This is a genomic window from Alcaligenes ammonioxydans (assembly GCF_019343455.1).
In the GTDB taxonomy this organism is placed as follows: Bacteria; Pseudomonadota; Gammaproteobacteria; order Burkholderiales; family Burkholderiaceae_B; genus Alcaligenes; species Alcaligenes ammonioxydans.
The window spans coordinates 1,804,275-1,826,242 of sequence record NZ_CP049362.1 but is presented as its reverse complement, the minus strand read 5'-3'; the positions used below and the strand labels follow the sequence as shown (position 1 = coordinate 1,826,242).

The following is a 21,968-nucleotide window of genomic DNA, read 5'->3' as shown; positions in this document are numbered from 1 at the left end:
CACCATGAGTCAAACACTCAAAATCCGTTTAGCTGACGATATCAAAACGGCGATGCGCGCTCGCGATAGCGCGCGCCTGGAGACCTTGCGCTTTTTGCAAGCCGCGATCAAACAACGTGAAGTGGATGAGCGTACGGAGCTGGGCGATGCCGAAGTCACAAGCATCATTGAAAAACAGGTCAAGCAGCGCCGCGAATCCATTCAGGCTTTTGAATCGGCCGGTCGCACTGAAAGCGCCGAGAAAGAAGCAGCAGAATTGCAGATTCTGCAAGAATATCTGCCCCAACAGGCCGATAAGGCAGAAATTGATGCTGCAATTGCCGATGCAATTACCCAAGCCCAATCGGAAGGCGCTCAAGGTCCCGCACTGATGGGCAAGGTCATGGGTTTGGTTAAAGCCAAACTGGCCGGTCGTGCCGATATGTCTCAAGTTTCCGCTCAAGTGAAGCAGAAGCTGAATCCATGAAGCATTTGCAGGCCGAACTGGCGCAGCCCAAACAGGATTTCTTCGGCACTCATATCCCTTTGATGCAGCACCTGGGCCTGCAAACCGTCAGCAGCACCGAGCAGGAAGTGATCACTTTTCTGCCCTGGCAAGCCTGGAATGCCAACTCCCGTGCGGATGTACATGGAGGCACCTTGATGGCTATTCTGGACTTCACGCTCAGCGCTGCCGCGCGAGCCCAGCGCCCTGGTTCAGGGATGGCCACCATCGACATGAACACCCAGTTCCTGCTCCCAGCCCGTGGCGATGTCTGGTTCAAAGCCCGGTGTCTCTATCTGGAAGGCGACACCGCCTATTGCGAAGGAGGCGGATACGACGAGAAGGAGCGCTTGCTGGTTAAAGCGGCAGCCACTTTTCGGGTTGTGCGCGGTAGCTGAACGCCACGCGCCAAGGGATTGCCTAAACGGGCACCGTCAAACCAGCGTTGACACCAGTAAATCAGCCATCCGCACACAATCATTCAAAAACGGCACCTTGTTTCAATCCACTACCGAATCACCACAAATTCCATTAAAAAAGCCCGCATCAAACGGGCTTTTTTATTTTCAAGCGACTTAACCAGAGCGCCGAATTAATGCGTCTGCAAATCCTCACCCACCGACTGCTCACAGTCTGCCTGGGTTTTCAAAAATGGATAATCCGTATAGCCTTTGGGGCCCTGGGTGTAAAACGAATCCCGGTCCCAGCTATTGAGGGGAGCGCGTAACTGCAAACGCAATGGCAAATCCGGATTGGATAAAAAAGCCTTACCGAACGACACGGCATCGGCCATGCCTTTGGATAAAGTGGTCTGTGCGGTGGGCAAATCAAAATGCTCATTGGCAATAATGGCGCCACCAAACTGACATTTGATCATGGGCAACAAGCTGTCCGAGGCCGGACTTTCGCGCAAGAACAAAAAGGCAATATCGCGGCGATCCAGCTCACAGGCCACGTAAGAGAACAAGCGGGCCGGATCGGAATCCTTCATGCCATGCAAACCACCCCGTGGAGACAAATGCACACCCACCCGGCCGGCACCCCAAATGGCCACACACGCATCCACAATTTCCAACAGGAAACGCGCCCGATTTTCAATCGTTCCGCCGTACGCATCGGTACGCGTGTTGGACCCATCGTGCAAGAACTGGTCAATCAGATAACCATTGGCACCGTGTATCTCTACCCCATCAAAGCCCGCACTGAGTGCGTTTTGGGCCGCTACAGCAAAATCGTCCACGATGTCGGCAATTTCTTCTATGCGCAAGGCGCGAGGCACCACGAAAGGACGCTCGGGGCTTAAATGGCTGACCATGCCGTCACAGGCAATTGCACTAGGCGCTACCGGCATCTGCCCATTGAGAAACTCCGGGTCAGACACCCGCCCCACATGCCACAATTGCAGAACGATCCGCCCCCCCTTGGCATGCACGGCTTCGGTAATCGTGCGCCAGGCGTCTACCTGCGCGCTGCTCCAGATGCCCGGTGTGTGGGCATAGCCCACGCCTTGCGGCGATACCGAGGTCGCTTCGGCTACAATCAGCCCCGCACTGGCCCGCTGACAATAGTACATACGCATCAAATCGTTGGGCATACGGCCCTCCGAGGCGCGCGCGCGTGTCATGGGCGCCATGATGATGCGGTTCATGAGCTCAATATCACCCAGTTTGATTGGATCAAACAAACTAACCATTGTTTTACACTGTCCACTATTGATGTTTCCGCCAGGGCTTGAACGACACGCGCCCAAGGGAATACCCGATAAGGGTTTTTACCAGATATCTCTTTATACCATCAACGCTTAATTTGGCTTGAAATTGTTTCAAGCATCAAACGGAACAAATAAGCTATGGCACAGTTCGCCGTCATAGGGCTAGGCCGCTTTGGATCAGCCTGCGCTCTGGAACTCATGAAAATGGGACACTCCGTGCTGGGAGTGGACACCAATCCGAAACTGGTCAACAAATACGCCGACCAATTAAACCGTGCCGTCATCGCCGATGTCACTGACCGTCAGGCTCTGGAGGAGCTGGGGCTGGACAATTATGACGTCGTTCTGGTTGCCATTGGGGCGGATATTGAATCAAGCCTGGTGTGCGTGGTGCATTTGAAAAGTTTTGGCGTCCCCACCATCTGGGCCAAAGCCATTTCCCATACCCAGCATCTGATTCTGGCCAAGATTGGGGTCAACCGGATTATCCACCCCGAAGAAGAAATGGGTATACGCGTTGCCCAAATGTTGAGCTACCCCATGGTCAACGACTACATCACCCTGGGAAATGGGGATTACATTGTGGAGGTGACCGCCAGCGACAATATGAATGGCCAGACCATACGGGATATACTGCGCGAGCAATTGACCGATGTCCAAGTCTTGCTGGTCAAGCGCCGCGGCCAGACCACCATTCAGCCCGGCCCTGATTTCTCCCTGCATGCCAAGGATCTGCTCATTTTGTTTGGGCAATTGCAAGCACTTCGTACTGCCGCCCCCAAACTGGTCTGATGTATGCGCAACTGGCTGCCCAATAGCTTTACCCGCCGTCTTGAGGTCCATCCTCATGCTCGCACCTTGAGCGCCAGCCCGCCGCTGGTGCTGGCCTTGGGCTTTATGGCCTTGATTATCCTGGGCACCCTTTTGCTCAGCCTGCCACAAGCCGCTGAACACCGTCTGGGGGTTTTCCAGGCCCTGTTCATGGCCACCTCGGCGGTCACCGTCACCGGGCTGGCGGTCATTGACCCGGCCACGGACCTAACCCACTTCGGACAAATTGTCCTGGCGCTGCTGGTGCAGATTGGTGGCATGGGATTTGTGACCTTCGCCGTGATTGCGGCGATCACCATGCACAAGCGCATCAGTGTCAGCCAACAAGCGCTGGCTTTGGAAGCCTTTAATCAGACCAGCGTGTCCCGTATCCGCAGCACGGCCTTCCAGGTTTTCAAGATTGCTGCCCTGATTGAACTGATCGCAGCCGCCATCCTGTTCTTGCGCTGGTCCATCGATTTTCCCTGGACAACGGCCCTGTATCGCGCCCTGTTCCACTCGGTGACGGCTTTTAACAACGCCGGCTTCTCACTGTTTCATGACTCGCTGATCCCCATCTCCGGCGATATTATTTCAGTCATGACGCTGTCCGGTCTGATTATTCTGGGCGGAATCGGTTTTACAGTCCTTGCCGATGTCGGCCAGAAAAAACGCTGGCAAACCCTCCTGCCCTACACCAAGCTCATCCTGATCGGAACGCTGGTACTGAATCTGATCGGTTTTTTAAGCCTGTGGGCACTGGAATTCAACAACCCGCACACCCTGGGCATGTTGGGCACCGGCGACCAGGCACTGGCCGCCTGGATGCAGAACGCCGCGACCCGCACTGCCGGCTTCACCACCATGGATATTGCCAATCTGCGCGACAGCACCCAGTTAACCTTGATTGTGCTAATGCTGATTGGTGGCGGCTCACTCAGTACGGCCAGTGGCATCAAGATCGGCACCTTGATTGTGCTGCTGGCAGCCGTGCGCTCCTATATCCGTCAACGCGAAGAAGTCGTTCTGATGGAACGCAGCGTACCGCCTGAGACCGTCCAGAAAGCCCTGGCCCTGTTCCTGATCACCGGCGCCCTGTATTTCATCAGTGTTTTGCTGCTGACGCTGTTTGAAGACATGCCCATTACCAGCCTGCTCTTTGAAGCGGCCTCCGCGCTCAGCACTACCGGCATGAGCCACGGCATCACCCACAAACTATCCCTGCCCAGCCAGATCCTGATCATGATCCTGATGTTTGCGGGTCGACTCGGGCCTCTGACCCTGGTGTACACGCTGGCCACCCGCAAACGCAGCCGGGTTCGTTATCCGGAGGGAAACTTTCAGGTGGGCTAAGGCAATTGCCAAGCCACCGATATACAAGAAGTTTTAAGAAAAATGACTATTGTCATCGAATTTTGGTATGGTTAACGGATGTAAACATCGAACAACTACGGATCAGGACGCAGGCTTATGGATCACAGGAAGATGGCAACCTTAACCAAGCGCGCTGGAACCGGTCTTAGCGCGCTTTGTCGGGAACTGACCAGTCGTGGTATCAGTTACCACCCCTTGGTAGAGATGTACCAAAGTCAAATGGCCGTCATTGGTTTACTCAGTGACGAAGTCGTCGCTCTGCGCAAAGAGCTGGATGATCTGAAAAAAGTAGTGAAGAAAAACGGCCCATGAGCCGTTTATTTTTTTCCGGCCTGCCATATGGGTCACCGTGACCGGCCCTGTAACCGATGAAGCCTCTTGTTCGCCTCGCCCCATGATTGCTCCCCGTTCCCGTTTTTGGCTGTGTGTCACTTTGGCCCTGTGGTCTGCCGTCGCTTACAGTCAAAACGACCGGATTCTATCCACCCGTACGCAGCCTGCTGCGCCCCCTCCCATCGCGCCCATCCCACCTGCGGCTTCCGTGCTGAACTACGGAGCCACCCTGCTCTCGCCTCAGTATCGGGGAGTGCGCCTGCATATCGAGCTGATCGGGTGGAACACCCAAAATGAGCCGAATGAAGGCGAGATGGGCACACCCGCCCGCCAGAATAATCTATTTATCATTTTGCATTACCGCTACACCAACACCTCAGGCCGTCCTCTGAACCCGCAGGTACACCGGCCACGCCTCTTCCTGGCGAATGCCGCCGGTCAGAAGTTCGCCCCGAACCGACGGGCAAGCCAGGACTACCGTTACGCGCATGATCTGGACACCGTGGGGCCCGACAAGATCAATCCTGGCGTCAGCGTTTCCGATGTGGCGGTATTTGAAGTCAGCCCTGCGCTGTTTCAAGCTGATCGCTGGAGCATTGTGGTTCAAGAAGGGCAGGTGATTCGTATTCCTCTGAGCGTCATCCCCAAAAAAACCGCGGTTCCTGCCGAATAAGTGCCTGGTCGACCCCGTCGTCTGACTTAAATGAGTAAACTCTGCGCACAGGCAAACCCATCACGGAAGCAAGCGTGAAATAATACGGGGCCTGAAAAGCACAACCCACAAATCGATGAAACGCTGACTTATACCAAAGCCAGCGACAAGGAACCCAGATTGCGTCATACCCCCGTCCGGATCAGTGCAACTCTCATCGTTGCCAGCGTATTGCTCTTACTGGTGTTGAGATCACTGCCCTCCAGCCCCGAACCCGGTCCCGAACTGATACAAGTAGAAGGCGGCTCCTTCATGGCCGGCAATTTTCAGGTCCCCATGCGAACCCCTGACGGCGCACAAAGCGTGCAATGGGTAGCCCAGCCTGACCAAGGCGCCCTGGAGCCCTACCCCGTCGAAGTCAATGCATTTTCCATCATGAAGAAAGAGGCCAGCAACGCTCTGTATGACCGCTTTCTAAAACAGACCCAGCGCCCTGCCCGCTGGCAAGCGGTCAAAGGCGACGAACAACAAGCCGCCAATATGCCTTATGACGAAGCGGAGGCATTTTGTGCCTGGTTAGGTCAAAACAGTGGTCTGGATATGCGCCTGCCTACCGAGGCTGAATGGGAGTATGCTGCCCGCAGCCGCGGTCAGGCTTTTCCCTGGGCCACCGACAATGGCCAATGGCAAGAAGGGCGCAACCTGCCCGATCAGGAGCAACGAACACAGCACTACGATATTGGCTCTTTCCCGGCTAACCCACTCGGTATCCAGGATATGGCGAACGGTCTGCATGAATGGGTCATCTCAGACCCCACGCGCGACCCGCCTCATGTCAGGGTCGTCAAGGGCGGCGGCGACGATGCCAGCACATCACGCAATACCATCCCCACACGCGGCATCGTCTTTCCCCTATCCGAAAGCAGCATCCAAGCCAAGCCGGAACTGGCCCGTTTACGCCATTACCCGGCCGGCACCGCCTACTTCCAACACGCTACGGCTCGCTGTGTGGCCCCCTTGAAAAGCAACGGAGCTCCTGCTCCCACCCGCGTTCCCAGCAGCGATGCCCCCGCTGTGTTTGATGAGGCAACTGACAAGCCCTAGCCCTGTCTGACAGCCCTTGGCAAGCAGACCGGCCAGCAGGGGCTTACGCTCATGCGCACACATCCCGCTGACATGTACCTGCCCCCCAAGCTTGTGAAACCAAGCCCATCTTGGGGGCTACTTAGCCCGTAGGGGCTGATCAAGGATTGGCGGCGACCACCGCCTCAGCAGGCTGAGTCGGATCAACCAGCAGGTCGGCTTCCTTCATGGGCCGACCTTCCTTGTTGTTTGTGCGATCAAATGTCAGCACTTTGCCAAACACCAACTCCACCCAATCGGGGTAGTTATAGGCGGTGCCGCGATTATGATCGATGATGGCGCCAATCCCGCCACCAAAAATAATATTGCCAAACATGCCAGCGCCTGCTCGTGAGATCAAGGTGCCCGTGGCTTCGTCTGTTCTGTCAGCAGCCGTACAGCTCACACTCAGGTTCTTGCTGGATTTGCTCACTCTCGCATGCTTGCCAGCCTCTGATACAAACTCACCTTTGTCATTCGTTAAAGTGCAGCGCGCCGCTTCTACCTTCTCTCCTGACTCATCCACCGCATCCACACGCACCAACTGATTGGACTCGGAGGTAATGGAGGCGCAACCCGTCAACATGAACGCAGCCAGAAAGACAGTCTTCCTCATTCTTAACCCTTTACTTTTTTTACTATAAGAAACGGCATTGTAACTAACAATTATTAAATAAGCAGAATAATCATATTCAGGTACGTATGCGCGAAATCTTAATAGCAGCCAAAAGCAAACGAGAAAAGAAAATCGGCGGTAAAAAAAGGGCCGGAAAAACTTTAATCCCTTATCCCTCGGCCAGAAACCTCAAGCCATCCCTGGCGGAAAACCGCTGGTACAGACCGCCACCACCTTGGCATCTTCCTGACTGGTCGATAAATAAATATGCCCAATACCGCTGTCAAAATATGCAGATTCGTGTTTATCCAGAAACAAGGTTTCACCGGTTTCAAATTGAATGGCAATAGAGCCAGACAACACGACCACAAACTCCTGCCCCGCATGACGAATATAATCGTCAAACTCACTGGCATCGCGTGAATCGATCACGGCCAAAATGGGGTTCATGTGCTTGCCGCTTAGTTCCCCAAACAACAAACCGTATTCGTAATTACGGGTCGCATAACCGGGGGTCGCAGTGGATTTGTGGCTGGAAATACCCACTGCGCTCACCGGCAAAGCCTGTGCGCTTTCCTGATCGGGCACGGCAAACAAAGAGCCGACTTCGATATTCAGGGCACGGGCCAACACCACGAATTTTTCATAACTTAAGGTGACTTGCCCCAATTCCGCTTTGGAAATGGTGGAAAGCGCCAAGCCGGTTTTTTCAGCCAACTGCTTGAGTGTCTGTTTTTGATTATGTCGGGCCTGGCGCAGGCGAGCTCCTACCTGTTCCTTGCTGAGCAGTTCATTACGTAGCATTCCTGGATTGTAAGCGGCGCAAACGGAACCAGGCAATCAGAATCCAGGCCATCAAAACAAAGCCCAGATAGCCGAAAAATGGATAAACCGTGCCCACCAGATTAATAAAACCAACCTTGGCGCCCACCAATCCCAGCACGCCGGCAATCGCGGTGCCTATATTGAATCTACGCGTATTGGGAGGCAGAATGCGAGCCGAAAAAGCGTAGAGCACTCCCACGGAGGTTGTCAGAATCATGGCGAAAATCACCACAGACATAACCGTCCCCAAGAACTTGGACTGCTCGGTCGCCAGCATCAGCATCGGTAAGGCGGCCGAGCCAATCGAGTCGATGCGACCGAACACACCGGCACTGATCAATACAATGAGCACACCCAATAACAGCCCCCCAAGCAGCCCTCCCAGCAACGCATTGCGGCGCGACGTGGCTTGCGAGCCTGCAATCATCAGAAAAGGTGCCCCCACCACCATGTTGTAGGACACGTACAGCAAGGCGGCGACCAGCCAATGCCCCGCGCCCTGGGGTTTGGTATGGGCGATGACATTGAGCTCATCCAGCGGGAGGTCACGGGTATTCCAGCTATACACCGCCAAAAAAATCACCATCAACACCAGAACGGGCGTGATGCTGCCGATAAACGCCATCACGCGGTCCACGCGCAAAAACACAATCAGCACCGTAATCAGCATGACCGCCACGCTGCCATACTCTGCCGGAACCCCCCACTGCTGCTCCATCAGCGAACCGCCACCGGCAAACATCACCACAGCGATGGCATACATAAAGAAGGTAATCATGACATCGACCACCATCCCCAGTCGTGGCCCGCAAATCAGATACAAGCCTTCCTTGAACGAATGCGAGACGGAGACCTGGCTCAGTTCCCCCACCGCCATGCCCAATATCGTGAAACACAAGCCACTGACCACCCCTCCCAACAGCCCCCAGTAGCCAAAGCTGCTGAAAAACTGCAATATTTCCTGTCCTGAAGCAAAGCCTGCGCCCACCACCACGCCAACAAAGGCCATCGCAATGCCCAGGATATTTTTTATATTTGACATGCCTTCCCCTCCGGGAGATCAAAGTGCTGCTTGTTTTTTTAGGTTCGGAAACGAGCCGGTGACACCACAGCCGGATCAATGTTCAAGGCTTTCAACGATTCAGGCAGTTCCTGCTGTTGCAACAGGCTGGCTGCCAGCAAGGACGCCCCTGCCGCCGTTTGAATTCCATAGCCACCTTGCCCCGCCAGCCAGAAAAAACCAGGACATTGCGCATCCTGACCAATCACCAACTCTCCATCTGGGGCGAAACTGCGCAGCCCAGCCCAGGTATGGCTAGGGCGACGGATACGCAATCGGGTGCGCTCTTCAATGCGATAAATTCCGGTGGCCACATCCAGTTCTTCAGCCACCACATCATGCGCCTGCACATCATCCGCATTGGCGGGCGACCCGAGCAACATGCCTGCGTCCGGTTTAAAATAGAACTCTTCGCCGATATCAATCACGGCTGGCCATTGGCGATGATCGACCCCCTCTGGCGGGGAGAACAAAAAAGCCGAGCGACGCTTGGGCTGAATGCCCAATGCCTGCACGCCACAGCGTTGGGCCAGCGTATCCGCCCAGGCACCTGCCGCGTTAACCAGCACACGGGTGCGCAGGCGGGTCGCTTCACCCTCGAGCTGGACGTCCCAGCATTCGCCATCCCACTGCGCCGATACCACCTCGGCATCCAGACGCAAGCTCACTCCTTTCGCCTGTGCGCCCTTCAAAAAACCTTGATGCAAGGCATGGACGTCCATGTCCTGGCCCTGTCCGTCATACAAGGCGCCGGCCAGCGTGTCCGGGTCCAGACAGGGCACCAAGGCCAAAGCCTGCTCAGCACTCAGGCGGCTGACATCCAGGCCCTGCTCCAGCCAGTCCTGATATTGGCTGTCCAGCAAATCCTGCTGCTCGGCCGTTCCCACGTACAGCACGCCTCGAGGCAACAGGATGGGCTGATCCGTAAAACCCTCAGGGGGATGACTGAAAAAGTCATTGCCAGCCACTGTCAAGGCACGAATCGTCTCGGTGCCGTAGGTTTCCACAAACATGGCAGCCGAACGCCCGGTGGAGTGATAGGCGGCATGAGACTCTCTTTCCAGAATCAGGACTTGGGCATCACGGGGCAAACGGTAAGCCAAAGACACGCCAGCCATGCCGGCGCCCACGATCAGGTAGTCGTACACCATAAAATTCTCATATCCGATAATCGAGGGCTAATAGTAGGCCTTTCCTGGGAAAACGGCCAAGAGGGTTTTTACTAGGCGGACACTTTAAGGGCTGACCTTACGCTGACAACCCCGCCAGAGAGCTAAAGACAACACTACCTACGTCCCAAAAATACGGGCCACCCAGAAGGCCAGATCATGAGTTAGTCTGCGTATGGTCATGCCACACTCGATACAGCCCAGGCCAGGCTATATACAGGCCCATTTAGGCGATCCGCATTCCTCCTGCAGGCAGGAAATAAGTGGGCTCAAACTCAACAGCACGCCCCACCCTATAGCCATGAGTCCAACAACCGGAAAGACAGCTCATTAATGTTTCTGAATGCAATCTTCCGGCAATACCCAGCCCTCATGATGAAAGGTCCTCCAACAACATTTCTTAATGGACTATGAATCCTGCCTTCCTGCCCCCTCTCGAACTCGTGCGGCGCCCCTTATGGCGCACTCTGGGTATTGCCCTGTTGCCTCTGGCTCTGGCAGCCTGCGACAGTGGATCGAGCACCGGCGGCAACGCCCTCGTCGATCCTCCCGTCGTCACTCCCCCTGCCAGCGAAGAGCCAGCGCCGCCACCACGTAATACTGCCTATCTAGACCGCAAAGCAGGTGATGTGATCAAAGTTCGTATCGAAGAACTGCATCCCACTCAGGCCGCCATTGGCTACGATCAGGTTTATTACAAGCTGGGACGCTGGCAGGGCGACCTGGATCGCCCCACGTGGGCACACGATCCCCAACAACAGCTGGACTATCTGAATCGCACCATCGGCAAGAAATTTGATGACTACTGCGAGGACATGGGCGGCACGGAACGTGCCCAGAAATTCCTGTCCCTGGCCGAAGTACAAGCGGCGCGTCTGGATCAACCAACGACATATCTCTGTAAAGACCCGTTGGGCTCGCAGACCGAAAATCTTAAAACTGTGGTGGTCGGCTGGGACGGCAATCTCTACCTGACCGATGGTCACCACACATTTTCCACTCTGCGTGAGATTCCTGATGGCGGTCCGAAATTGCCCGTCTGGGTCAAAGTCAGCGCCAACTACAGCGATTTGCATGATGCACCTGCTTTCTGGGATCGCATGAGCGAGGAGAAACAAGTTTGGCTGCGAGATGGCCATAATCAGCCCATCACCGTGGAACAACTGCCTACGCGTCTTGGTTTGGCCAACGACCAAGAGGCAGGAGGCATGCAAGAAGACCGCTATCGTTCTCTGGTGTACTTCACGCGCGATATTGCCTACAAAAACGGGAATTTGCCCGAGTACGCGGAGTTTCTGTGGGGCGACTGGCTGCGCCGTCAGGCAGCAGCAGGCCAACTCCCCGGACTGGACGCCTACCTGATGGCCCCGCCCGCTACACCAGAGCAGATTCTGGCAGCCAGCACCCTGAACAAGGCCCTGCAAACCGGCGGCTCAGATACGAGCTATGCGGCAGCTGTGCGCGATGCCTCTCTGAAAATGTCGGCCTTGCAAGATACGGATCTGGTCTTTGAAGATCGTGACGCTGCCGCTCTGGGTCGTATCACCCTGGAAGCTGATGCGGCCAGTGGATCGGTCACCAAGACCGCTCGCGATACCTTGGAAGAGCTGCCACGCAACGACGTCAAATCCGACGGCAGCCCGCGTGGCGCCGGCAAACTCTGGTTTGCGGTGAACTACCGCCATTGCGGCAAGCCAGCATCGGGGACTTGCTGGGGTTGGTAAAGCGGGATCGTGGGAATCAAGCCAACAAAAAGCCTGCATTCGGGATTTTTTGTTGGCCCCACGCTTCTTGTCTTGAGGCATGAGCGCCCTTTACGTTAATAAGGGCGCCATCCCGCTCATGAGCCATGACGCTGCTCGCGAGAATGGGTGGCGTCGATCGATTTCGCCCCCCGATAAACCCCAATTCCCGGGCGAAGCCAAATAAAATGTGCTGCCCCTGGCGTAGCACTACCAGGAGTCTTGAACGCCCTAGCATGCCAAACTTAAAACATGCCGGCATCCAGACTGTCAACGCACACAAGGCAGCAGCGTGAAACCAAGACGTTCAAATTCAATACAAGTGCGCTTTGCGCGGGAGAGGACACAATGAGAAAAATAGTATGGGCTGCTTGTCTGTTAGTAAGCACGACAACCGCAAACGCCCAGGGAATCGGACACGGTTTGGGGGCCCACCACCCATGCAAGAGCATGGCCGAGGCGCTGGACATGCGGGCACACGACGCAATGTGGAAAGATCCTTCGGATGGCGAGCTTTTTGCCACGATGAGTCTGGCTTATATGTCCTGGGTGCAAGGCTTTATATCCGCAACCAATCTTCACAGACCGCAAAACGGACAAATCCGCCTGACTCCAGCGCAGATTGCACAACGGATGCGTAACTACTGCACTGAGCATCCCAACGAACCCATTTATATGGGCGCAAAGAACATTGTAGAAACGCAGCCCCCTGGATATAACTGATTACTGCAATAGAAAAAGACCTACAGCAAAAATGCTGTAGGCCTTTTCAAATTTGGTCGGAACGGAAGGATTTGAACCTTCGACCCCTTGCACCCCATGCAAGCAGACAAAACCTAAGCCATTGATTTTAAACAGATCAAAGAACGCAAAAATGAAGTTAAGTGCCCATAAGCGACTACTAACTACCGTTCGTTTCCCACAAAACTCCCACAGCTAAAAGGAGGCCCGCCATAGAGCGGGCTTTTTTTTCGACAACACATGGCAGTAGGCAAGGCTAGGCAGATTACAGTGACCCTAAGCAGGCGAACGACTACTTTAACCGCTTGAAATGTTCTTCCAGCCGCTGAATTCGAGTTTTGATTTCTGCTTTATCAAATGCACTTTTGATAGCCTGGCTATTCAACAGCCTCTGTTGCTCGCTGGCAGGTAAATCATCCCATAAGCTCAATAACGACGCCCCCAAAAAACCAAGTATCAACTGATCATCCTCATCTAGCTGATCCACGGCTCGTGACACTGCCAGGGCTTTCAATTGAGATCCGCCATCATCATCCCATTGCCCACCAACTGATGAGACCTCTGTATTCATAACGCCCTCTCTAACCGACAGTTAAATGAGAGTTCAGTATAGCCCTCCCCAGCCTTTCAAGTGGATTTAAAGCAAAGCGTACAGACTCAATTCCCCTTAAAATACAATGAATTACAAATTAGCATGGTGGGTATTTCCAGGATCGGCCTAGTATGAACTTAGACCTTCTCGCTGACACCTTGAAGGCGCTACTGGCCCTGTTGCTCAGACCCTCTGAGAAATATCCCGCCAGTCATGGCAGGAGTGCCTATGACACATTATCTCGGGTCCATTGGAAGAAAAGTTAACTTACTTCGCTTCCCCCTTCTCTCGGCCACCGACCCCGCCGAACCAACTATCCCTGACCCCCGCGACAAACGCCCCGTTGAAATCGAACGGATCCACGAAGACGATCAGACGCTACCTGTAAACGATGAGCCCATCGGCGACGAAAAGCCTCGCCACCCTCCTCCAGCGCAAAACGATCAATCCATTTTTAACTAACTATCTGTGTATCACAGCGCAAAGCAGTGCACTCAACACGCCTGGTTTGCTGCGATGATTCACCTATTGGAGTCTCTCATGACACAAACACCAAGCTCACCTAACAAGCCCCAAAACCCAGCCCAAAAACCGTCACCTTCTCCTGATCGAAAAGCAGCCATGCATCCAGACGACAAGAAGGATGACAAAAAAGATGACAAGTCACCGCAGGACCAGCCGAAAGGCAAATAAGTAGCTCTTGCAGACTCGCCCCAACGAGTCTGTAACGCAGCCCCCGGTGTTCAAGCGACCGGCCTTTTACCTCAACAGATCTTCCCCTGACGACTCCAACAACAATAAAACATCTCACTACTCTGGCTAACGCCTGGAGCCCCCCCTTCAGGAGAACACAGTGCACTATCAAAGCTCAAACAATCTCTGCACTCTGTGCCAGCTGTTACCCTTGTCCTCGTCGCTCAATATCAAACACGAATTTATGGCTGTTGCTGGCCCTTGCTTGCAAGGCCCTGGTGAAGCGAAAAAAACTTTATACCAATGCTCCAACTGCAAAACATTGTGGTTACATGAGCGTGACCGTTGGGGCGCTTGCCTAGGCTTCAAGCTATGGCCGGGTAGGTCGCACGATTTTCAACGATAGTCCTGCGCACAATAACTTACGCAAAAAAAAGCCTGCAATAGTGTGATTGCAGGCTCTTTCTATGGCTGGATAGGATGGGAATCCAAGTCTCGAGGTTTATCTGCCCCGTACAGCCCCTCTTCCTGAGGGTTTGTGGTCATGAGCAGCACTGGCGCGCTTGATCCCCACATTAGGAGCCTGAGCTGGCCAAGCTTCTTGCAACGGCGTGAGCTCAGACTTGCGTGTACTTGGCTTCTTGGGCGGTTTGCCTCTCTTGTCCATTACGACCTCCATTGGTCAATGGCAGCCCCAACGAATGTTGGGACATAAGTACAGGATAGGCCATAAACCGATAAATAGCTTGCTTATCTTCATCCGGTAGCCAATACACAAAAAAACCCAAAAAACCGGAATAAAGCCCTTCAAGAATGAAAAAAGGCCTAAAGAAAAAAGCTGCAAGCCTTTGACAACTTGGCCGAAACGAAAGGATTGGGGCTTTTGAACCCTCGCCCCCCCTGCAAGACGGATACAGTCAACCATACGCAAATCAAAAACCAGCTTCGACCCAACTGCTACCACTGCTCTACGTTAGCTTATGGCGTGTGACAGTATCACGCAAAAGCCACGAACCTTTCCCCCAAAAAAATACTAGGTATGCCTTCGATCGGGCTTTTTTTTGCATAGAGCTGTGGGGCTTGTGAGAGCTCATCCACTCTAAGACTGTGTATTTATTTCAAAAATATAAATAATCGCTGCTTAACTATTAAGGTAAGCCAACACTGACTGGATTTTAGTCCAACAACGCTTGTCACACTGCAATAAACAAGAGCGTGCAAGCTGAAAATACCCTTAAAATACAATGAATTACAAATGATTTTACATGTCTTCCACTGAACGGGACTAGGATGAATACAGTCCTTCGCGGTTTGCCCCTAAGTGACTACTGGCATTGCGCCTCGGCCCCTCTGAGCAACGTCTCTGCCGGTCAAGCAAGGAATGACGTATGCCCTATAAATTCTCATCTTTAGAAATGCTCGCAGAATGGTTTCGACTTCCCTCGAAACTCAGGCTCGCTTCCAGAAAAAAAACAGGGGAAACGCCAGAAATAAAACCTCGCGATATTACCCAGGATGAAGCAACGGCATTTGAAAATAAACAACAGGAAGGCCCTAAACGCCCATCCTCCTCAGGCAAGCCACGGCTATTGAAAAAAAGTGACCTGCCTCACTCTGAATAGATGGGCTTACTTACTCAGTGTTTGCCTCTAACAAGCCTGGCTTTCAGTAACCTGAGGCTTCAACGCACTCATCCTCCTGAATTCCGAGAAGTACCCCTGCAAAGCAATCGACAAACAAGCCCAGTCAGCCCTCTCAAACCCCATCCCCTACATCGCCGCAGAACGATACATCTGAGACAGGCACCAGCAAAGGCGAGTGCCATCCGAAACCGTCTCATCCTGCCAAGGATAAGCCTACGAAAAAGTAAAGAGCATCACTTTTAACCGTCAATCAGCCCAGCTTGGGAGGACCGTTTTTGGAGTGTCATTTAAGGCACGAGGCAACCCAACACGAGCATTGATATTTTAAAAATTACATGCGTGCTGTTCCAAATTCATTTATTGGAGAAAGCCATGGGAGCGCCCTATAAAGATACTCTCTGTGCCCAGTGTCAAACCCTAATCATTTCTCTTCAGCCTTGTGCACCACACAAACTTATGCAGCCCATTACTCAACTCGACGACGTGGGCAGGCATGGCTATGAAATGCTTTTTCGATGCAAGGCATGTGATACGCTCTGGCTATACCAAGAAGACAAGTGGCAAACACATCTAGGCTTCAAACTTTGGCCAGGCAGTTTGGCTGATTATATTTTCGACCGGCCCCACGATAACAACCAACTACCTCCTAGGATGTGGGGTGCAATCATTAAAGGGCCCAAAGAAGATGAGCCACTGCACTGAAGTGGCTCAAAGTCTCTATCCAATGCGCAAAAGAGAGCCGGCCGTGACGGAGTACGCAACCGCGATCCAAGCATATATACCGGATGACGCCTCTACTTCTGGCACAATCGCCCCCAGGTCTCAGCCTCCGTTTCCACGTAACGCAACACTCTGATTGGCGTCGCATCTATCTCAGCGTCTGAACGCCATTGAAACGGGCGCTGAGCGGCAGCGCAGTAGCTACCGCCCCCGAGTGTCCCGCATCCGCTTACGAGCGCGATCACGCACAGCATCATCGCCCAGGCGCTCAATCGTTTCAGCTGCATCACGTCCCACCTCCCCAGCGGAGAGATCCGCCTCATATTGTTTCTGTTCTGCCTGTGCCCTGCCCTGGCGCCGCCCGACCTGCAGCAGCGCCAGGGCGGCAATGATCAGGCCGCTCAGCAGCCCCAGCCAGCCTGCGACTCGGTTCCATAACGCCTTAAACAATGGCCGCTCCTATCTTGATAGCCTCCGCCCCAGATGCGCCCAAGAAACGAGCACGATCAGCAGCACGTCGACGGCGCAGGCCCAACAGGACTTTGCCACCTGACTTGTTCCAGCGCGGGAATTGCTCAGCAGCACCGGCCTGGTCGCCGGCATTGAACAAGCGGACCAGCGTGGAACCTTGAAATGCTTCCACGCCGATGTTGTATGCAAGGTCCACCATGGCATCGAGCTGCGCCTGATTTGCTGGACGAGTCAGCGCGGCGAGGACGCCAGGCACAAACTCACGCGCCAGCCGACGCCGCAACCGCTCGTCGGCTTCGGCCAGGGTGATGCGCAGGCCTTTCACTACGTCGGGGCCGGTATCGCCCCAGCCGATGGTCCACACTTTGCCGTCAGCATCCCAATAGGCTTCCAGCTCACAGCTCTCGAAATACCGCAGGATGGCCAGGCCGTCGGCAGACATGCCGGCAGGCTTCGACTCGACCGGTGCCGGCGCGGACTCCACTTTTCGTGGACGAAAAAAAAGGGCCAGAAGGCCCGTGATAACTTCGAACAACTTGTTCACTTACTTCCCCCTTGCCAGGTTTTGAATTTCGCCAACTACCTCGGCGATATCGGCCTTGCGCCGCTTGTCGAAAAAGTTGAACGCCCAGCGCACCACCGCCCAGCCGGGCAGCCCGCAAGCGAACGCCAACCCCAACATGGCCACCAGCCCCACCGGGTTGTTCGCCCAGTGGTGCAGCTCGTAGTGCTGGATCACCGCGGCACCGCCTGAGATCGAGGCCACCACCGTGCTGATCACCCCCACAATCCATTCGGACTGCGTGCGCGGCCGCAGAATACACATCACCACCAGCGTGGCCAAGCCCGCCCCGATGGCCCCCATTCCTGCTATTCCTCCCATCGCCTTCCAAACGGCCAAGCCAGCGGCCGATGTTCCCGTGCTTGTCGGTTCCAAGTCCTTCCCCTTGTGTAATACGGTCGGCATGGCTGTCTCCCGTGATGCGCTGCAAAAGCAGCAGACGTAAAAAAACCGCTTAGGCGGCTTACAAAAACTACTGCTAAGGTTCGACTATCTGCATCCCCAGAATCCACAAATTTGCGTTCTCAAGAAAGACATCTCCAGCGTTGAGTTTGACCGACCCTCTTTTAATCGAGAATGTCCCGCTTCCTTGTTCCGCTATCACACTCACATCCCGTTGATAGAAAAAACCTGCGCCAGGCGGCACAACCGAGAGCAGTTGCCCCGTAGTCGGGTTGCGGAACTCCACCGAAAAGCTGTTCAGCCCTTGCTGTGTGCCTGCTGAGATACTGATTGGCACATTGGTTCTTCTTGGGGATATAAGCGCAAACTTCTCTTGAGCAGCCGAAATAGGCTGGTGAGCGACTGTCAGTACGCCTGCATTGAATGACAGTGTCGGCTTCACTTTTGCAGCTGTGACGACATTCCAATTCGAGCCGTCAAACACTACACTCCCATTCAGAGGAACAGTGGGTGCAATGGTGATTGTTGTCGATGTGAAATCAACAATTCGCGCATCGACATTTCCGACAAAACTCGGACTCATAACTGGCGCTTCAAAGCCGCTGGGCACAGGTGGATGGGTTACTGTGAAAGTTCCATCGCTATTTTCCGTCATCGAAACCCTCGGCCTGAAATAGGTCTCAGCGTCGATCGTCTTATCGCCCAGATTGACGATCAAAGACATGTCCTTGCTCATCGAAATCGCGGCAAAGTCTAGCCCCACAGAGGCACCAACGGTAATTCCAAACAGTGCGAGCGTCTCGTCGGGACAGACCAGCAGCCCACCTACTTTCGGAAAGCCCCGATCAAAATTAACGATAATATCGCCATTGCTATCTACGGCTGGCTGACCAGAGAAACCACGGGGCCGGTGATCTGTGTCGCTAATAAAGCGCCATCCACCGCCTTGTACTGCCTGACGAATCGCCCCAAACTGAATATAGGTTGGGCCAAATTGTCTCAGCAGATCAGAGACTTTCCACTTTTGATTGAACTCGTCACTAAAGCCAACCAGTTGCGCACCGTTTTCAAGCCCATCCGCATCTGCAAGGCTTTGCCGTAGGGCTGCATCCCCCACCGCAACAAAATAGCCGCCCTCCACCGCCCATTCGCCTGTTGTCGTGTACGGCAGAGTTAACGATGCGCCGGCACGATACAACTCCCCGTCACGCCAGAAAATCTGGTTTCGCTCAGTGATCTCCAGCCCCTGGCGGTACACACCAACGTCTTGATAACCTGAACTTCTCAGAAAGTTGTCAAATCTGCTCTCGAATACATCACGTTGACGCTCTGCTTTACGCTCAATGCCGTACCAGGTCAGCCGATCTCTGCCAAAGCGATCCGGCCAGATTTCTTTCTCGGTGTCGTTTTCTCGATGATCAAGGTTTTGCGAGTTATCGAACAGATCCTGGGGCGCAGGGCTGCCCAGCGGGTTGCCGGTTTTATATGTCGTCATATCAAACGCCCATAAAAAACCCGCCGAAGCGGGTTGATTGATGCTGGTGCCGGTGTTAATCCGGCGGATTGTTGTTGTCATCGGCGTACACACGCACGTCGTAATTTGCTGCAGTCACATCAGTAGCGTCTGTGCCTCGGGCCTGGATGTTCGTAATCAGAGCTGGCTTTATCCAGTCAGCCGTCAGACCAAAGTAGATGTGCGGCAGCTCCTGTTTCAGGCTGACCTCTGGCCAAGGCTGCGGAATATCGGCAATGATCGAGTAATTATCAGGCCCTGGAGACGCCACGAACGGACCGATGAACTTGCCTTCTGGGGTCCTGTGGCCCATAGAATGCGGCGCACCGGCAACCCAGCGCAAAGGCTCGCTGATGCGCAACAACGCGCCACCAGTGGTGGGCCGGATATCGATCAGCAAGCCCATCTGCGCGTTACCAGGCTCATCATCAAACAGCGGCACATAAGACAGGTACTCACTATTAAATGCGTCCATCTCTGTGCCAAAGCTGTACTCACGGTTTCGATAGGCCTGCTCCCGGCGTCGGCGCATACCGATTCGCCAGGCCCGGACCCGGTCTGTCACGCCGTCGAGTTTCAATTTCTCCAGCTTGAACCCCTGATCCCCTGGCAATAAGCACTTCACCGTCATTGACGTCCAGGTCTCCGCGTCGATGTACTCGACCTCCACCCCGTCCGGGTCCATGGGCTTACGAGGACTCACGCTTTCACGCAATGGCTTGGTCATGTTCAGCGTTGAGTAGCTTTGCTCGAACTGCGTGCGCACATCATCGCGGACTGGACGAATCAGGCCATGCGACACCGTAAGATCAGAGAACCCGGCCCGGAAAGCAAGTTTCAGGGCATCTTGAGCCGTTGTTAGGTCATACACATGGTCGAGCGTTTCGCCCCTAGTCTTCCAAATTGCATCCAAGCGCCTCAGCTCGTCGGCATCCAGATTCAAGTCTGAGTACCCGATCGAGCTGGTGATATAGCGAGCAAATGCAGAGATGTCCCGCGTTGGCTGCGGTGCCGACCAGGTGCCGTCGCTTTGCAGAACTGGCAGCATCCGCGTAGCCACCACATTAATCTGGTTTTCCGACTGCGCACCCAGGCGCCCACCGACTCGCAGCTTGGCCGCCATCGTGGTCCAACGCGGGTAACTTGTTCGCGTCCGCAGACGGCTTTTTAGGCCATACCACTGGATGGTGTCTTTGACCTGCGTTGACGTGGCGCTCGCCCCTACACGGCGAACCCGTACAGCCGGCCGCATCTGGGGAACACTGATGTGCTCAGTCACACCGATCTGATCCAGCGTCCAGTTTTCGTACCACTTGCTGATCGTCGCACGCGGTCCACCATCTGCATTGCGGTACTGTATTTCAATACCCACCCCCTGCTCCGTAACATCACCGTTCTCGCGTACGTACCCTAAGCCGTTTGGAAAAAAGAAGTCGATTTCAAGAGCTGTCGTTGTCTCTTTGGCTGGCGTAGCCACAAACTCGCTGCTCCACTCGCCATAGACGGTGCCTCCCTCGTAACTCACTACCGCGCCACTGCTCGTCAGGGAGGGGAAACCAAGCCAAGCCGGATCATTTAACCCATTTGGCAATAATCGCCACACTACTATTTGATGCGGCGAGTATTGCTCAACGTACCACTGGCGGGAAGGATGCAAAGTGAATGTGAGGACGTACTCACCGGGCTCGAGCGCGTTGTACCATGGCCCTAGCGTCCCAGGGGTCTCCGTATCAGAGGGCTGCAACCGCAACTCAATCCAGCCTGTACCGTGAGCATCCAGGCCACTGGCAACCACCACAAGCGCTATAGCAGGCCCACTGCCGACGCGCATTGTGACCTCCGCGCCCGACAATGGCATCACATGCTTGAACTGCCCGTAAAAGCGATTACGTATATTCAGAACCGTCCCCTCTCGCGTCACAGAGTAAGTTAACAGCAGTGAAATACTAACCAGCGTGCCCGCCCCCCATCCAGAGGGAAACTCGCTTTCCGAAGAGCGCCAGATATAGTTCCCATCAAACGAGTAACTTGCTGGCTGCGTGTTCTCCCGGTTTGCCAGCTCGGTAGACATTTCCAGACCTGCCGTGCCCGACGAGGTGCCGCCCACCGCTGCCACAGTGTGCCAGTGCTCGTGCGTGGACGTTCCCGAAAGATCAGCGCCTGGACCGTAGATGGCATATGAACCGTCAGCACCCAGAGCAGAGAACGGCGTGTCCCCTACTTTCACGTCCGCATCATTGATTTGGTACTGGCCAGGGCCGATGCAGGCGTGGAACTCCAGCCACTGCTCGCGCCAGTTCACGAACCGACGGCGCGGCGGGGTCAGGTAGTCCGGGAACCGACGAAACCGGCCGGCCAGCTCGGGTACGACATCACCCAGCTTTGCCTGGTTGGCCTTGGCTGAAGTCGTCTCAAGACGCTGACCCTGCTCCGGGGAACCGAAATTCTGGCTCCCGCTCTTTGGCATCAGCCATCCAAAGGCAAAGTTGAAGATGCTGCCCAGTAACTTGCCCAAGCCCGAGAACACGCCGCCATACTGAATCAGGCGCATTTCCACGTCATCATCAGGAGCCAGCTGACGATCCGCCCATTCCAGCATCGGCAGTGGCTGTCCGTTGACCGTAACGTGCGACTTGGGCAACTCGGCCAGCGTATACGTCAAGCCTTTAGACGCAAAAAAACCGGCTAAAGTGCCGGTCCATTCGTGCGTCTCGCAGGGCTGCTCACACGTCC

The 21,968-nt window shown here is 54.6% G+C and carries 24 protein-coding genes; 13 read left to right on the top strand and 11 right to left on the bottom strand.

The features are described 5' to 3' along the window. Window positions 1–4: 4 nt before the first annotated feature. Both FE795_RS08425 and FE795_RS08420 read left to right on the top strand, forming a co-directional pair. Window positions 5–466 (top strand): GatB/YqeY domain-containing protein, encoded by a 462-nt coding sequence (locus FE795_RS08425; protein WP_059317657.1) that lies wholly within the window; start codon window positions 5–7, stop codon window positions 464–466. After that, a complete protein-coding gene (locus FE795_RS08420; RefSeq protein WP_003800142.1) occupies window positions 463–882 on the top strand; it encodes a PaaI family thioesterase in 420 nt (139 codons plus the stop codon). The genes FE795_RS08425 and FE795_RS08420 overlap by 4 nt, the downstream gene beginning before the upstream one ends. A gap of 194 nt (window positions 883–1,076) precedes the next feature. Here the strand turns inward: FE795_RS08420 and FE795_RS08415 are convergent, their stop codons facing one another. After that, complete coding sequence (locus FE795_RS08415) at window positions 1,077–2,177, bottom strand: alkene reductase (protein WP_003800143.1); 1,101 nt, start codon at window positions 2,175–2,177, stop codon at window positions 1,077–1,079. Between the two features lie 222 nt (window positions 2,178–2,399). Between FE795_RS08415 and FE795_RS08410 the strand changes: the two genes are divergently transcribed. From FE795_RS08410 to FE795_RS08390, 5 genes are all read left to right on the top strand, one after another. Further along, window positions 2,400–2,987, top strand: a complete 588-nt coding sequence (locus tag FE795_RS08410) for a potassium channel family protein (RefSeq protein ID WP_230406304.1) — start codon at window positions 2,400–2,402, stop codon at window positions 2,985–2,987. 3 nt (window positions 2,988–2,990) lie between these two features. Next, window positions 2,991–4,358, top strand: a complete 1,368-nt coding sequence (locus FE795_RS08405; RefSeq protein WP_219236075.1) for a TrkH family potassium uptake protein — start codon at window positions 2,991–2,993, stop codon at window positions 4,356–4,358. Window positions 4,359–4,490: 132 nt separating this feature from the next. Next, window positions 4,491–4,691 (top strand): hypothetical protein, encoded by a 201-nt coding sequence (locus FE795_RS08400; protein WP_230406303.1) that lies wholly within the window; start codon window positions 4,491–4,493, stop codon window positions 4,689–4,691. Between the two features lie 82 nt (window positions 4,692–4,773). Then, a complete protein-coding gene (locus FE795_RS08395) occupies window positions 4,774–5,385 on the top strand; it encodes a hypothetical protein (RefSeq protein WP_219236074.1) in 612 nt (203 codons plus the stop codon). Window positions 5,386–5,544: 159 nt separating this feature from the next. Then, complete coding sequence (locus FE795_RS08390) at window positions 5,545–6,468, top strand: formylglycine-generating enzyme family protein (protein WP_219236073.1); 924 nt, start codon at window positions 5,545–5,547, stop codon at window positions 6,466–6,468. Between the two features lie 139 nt (window positions 6,469–6,607). Here the strand turns inward: FE795_RS08390 and FE795_RS08385 are convergent, their stop codons facing one another. The 4 genes from FE795_RS08385 to FE795_RS08370 all read right to left on the bottom strand — a co-directional run bounded on the left by FE795_RS08385 (window position 6,608) and on the right by FE795_RS08370 (window position 10,138). After that, window positions 6,608–7,102 (bottom strand): hypothetical protein, encoded by a 495-nt coding sequence (locus tag FE795_RS08385; protein ID WP_230406302.1) that lies wholly within the window; start codon window positions 7,100–7,102, stop codon window positions 6,608–6,610. 189 nt (window positions 7,103–7,291) lie between these two features. Beyond that, window positions 7,292–7,906: a helix-turn-helix domain-containing protein gene (locus tag FE795_RS08380; protein ID WP_219236072.1), complete on the bottom strand. Its 615-nt coding sequence runs from the start codon at window positions 7,904–7,906 to the stop codon at window positions 7,292–7,294. Further along, the gene (locus FE795_RS08375) at window positions 7,896–8,969 is read right to left on the bottom strand and encodes a YkvI family membrane protein (RefSeq protein ID WP_003800160.1); all 1,074 of its coding nucleotides are present in this window, start codon (window positions 8,967–8,969) and stop codon (window positions 7,896–7,898) included. The genes FE795_RS08380 and FE795_RS08375 overlap by 11 nt, the downstream gene beginning before the upstream one ends. Before the next feature lie 38 nt (window positions 8,970–9,007). Continuing rightward, window positions 9,008–10,138 carry an NAD(P)/FAD-dependent oxidoreductase gene (locus FE795_RS08370; RefSeq protein WP_003800161.1) on the bottom strand — a complete coding sequence of 377 codons (1,131 nt, stop codon included), beginning with the start codon at window positions 10,136–10,138 and terminating at the stop codon, window positions 9,008–9,010. Between the two features lie 428 nt (window positions 10,139–10,566). Here FE795_RS08370 and FE795_RS08365 point away from each other — a divergent pair, with 428 nt between their 5' ends. Together FE795_RS08365 and FE795_RS08360 are read left to right on the top strand one after the other, a co-directional pair. Beyond that, window positions 10,567–11,880: a ParB/Srx family N-terminal domain-containing protein gene (locus tag FE795_RS08365; RefSeq protein WP_219236071.1), complete on the top strand. Its 1,314-nt coding sequence runs from the start codon at window positions 10,567–10,569 to the stop codon at window positions 11,878–11,880. A gap of 366 nt (window positions 11,881–12,246) precedes the next feature. Beyond that, entirely contained in the window at window positions 12,247–12,621 is a 375-nt protein-coding gene (locus FE795_RS08360; RefSeq protein WP_131071751.1) for a hypothetical protein, read from the top strand. Window positions 12,622–12,931: 310 nt separating this feature from the next. Here the strand turns inward: FE795_RS08360 and FE795_RS08355 are convergent, their stop codons facing one another. Further along, the gene (locus tag FE795_RS08355) at window positions 12,932–13,210 is read right to left on the bottom strand and encodes a hypothetical protein (RefSeq protein ID WP_131071750.1); all 279 of its coding nucleotides are present in this window, start codon (window positions 13,208–13,210) and stop codon (window positions 12,932–12,934) included. Between the two features lie 249 nt (window positions 13,211–13,459). Between FE795_RS08355 and FE795_RS08350 the strand changes: the two genes are divergently transcribed. The 3 genes from FE795_RS08350 (at window position 13,460) to FE795_RS08340 (ending at window position 15,546) form a co-directional block, all read left to right on the top strand. Then, window positions 13,460–13,693: a hypothetical protein gene (locus FE795_RS08350; protein WP_131071749.1), complete on the top strand. Its 234-nt coding sequence runs from the start codon at window positions 13,460–13,462 to the stop codon at window positions 13,691–13,693. 78 nt (window positions 13,694–13,771) lie between these two features. Continuing rightward, the gene (locus FE795_RS08345) at window positions 13,772–13,924 is read left to right on the top strand and encodes a hypothetical protein (RefSeq protein ID WP_165477564.1); all 153 of its coding nucleotides are present in this window, start codon (window positions 13,772–13,774) and stop codon (window positions 13,922–13,924) included. A 1,388-nt stretch (window positions 13,925–15,312) separates the two neighbouring features. Beyond that, a complete protein-coding gene (locus FE795_RS08340) occupies window positions 15,313–15,546 on the top strand; it encodes a hypothetical protein (RefSeq protein ID WP_131071747.1) in 234 nt (77 codons plus the stop codon). A 942-nt stretch (window positions 15,547–16,488) separates the two neighbouring features. Here the strand turns inward: FE795_RS08340 and FE795_RS08335 are convergent. The 3 genes from FE795_RS08335 to FE795_RS08325 form a co-directional block, all read right to left on the bottom strand. Continuing rightward, entirely contained in the window at window positions 16,489–16,737 is a 249-nt protein-coding gene (locus tag FE795_RS08335) for a hypothetical protein (RefSeq protein WP_219236070.1), read from the bottom strand. Further along, window positions 16,730–17,200, bottom strand: a complete 471-nt coding sequence (locus tag FE795_RS08330) for a lysozyme (protein WP_230406301.1) — start codon at window positions 17,198–17,200, stop codon at window positions 16,730–16,732. The genes FE795_RS08335 and FE795_RS08330 overlap by 8 nt, the downstream gene beginning before the upstream one ends. A 102-nt stretch (window positions 17,201–17,302) precedes the next feature. Beyond that, window positions 17,303–17,623 (bottom strand): hypothetical protein, encoded by a 321-nt coding sequence (locus FE795_RS08325; protein ID WP_230406300.1) that lies wholly within the window; start codon window positions 17,621–17,623, stop codon window positions 17,303–17,305. Between FE795_RS08325 and FE795_RS17270 the strand changes: the two genes are divergently transcribed. Then, a complete protein-coding gene (locus FE795_RS17270) occupies window positions 17,613–17,765 on the top strand; it encodes a hypothetical protein (protein WP_230406299.1) in 153 nt (50 codons plus the stop codon). The genes FE795_RS08325 and FE795_RS17270 overlap by 11 nt on opposite strands. A 33-nt stretch (window positions 17,766–17,798) precedes the next feature. On the opposite strand, the gene FE795_RS08320 is transcribed toward FE795_RS17270, so the two are convergent. Both FE795_RS08320 and FE795_RS08315 read right to left on the bottom strand, forming a co-directional pair. After that, window positions 17,799–19,298, bottom strand: a complete 1,500-nt coding sequence (locus FE795_RS08320; RefSeq protein WP_219236067.1) for a hypothetical protein — start codon at window positions 19,296–19,298, stop codon at window positions 17,799–17,801. Beyond that, window positions 19,273–21,897 (bottom strand): host specificity factor TipJ family phage tail protein, encoded by a 2,625-nt coding sequence (locus tag FE795_RS08315; protein ID WP_219236066.1) that lies wholly within the window; start codon window positions 21,895–21,897, stop codon window positions 19,273–19,275. The genes FE795_RS08320 and FE795_RS08315 overlap by 26 nt, the downstream gene beginning before the upstream one ends. Window positions 21,898–21,968 lie beyond the last annotated feature (71 nt).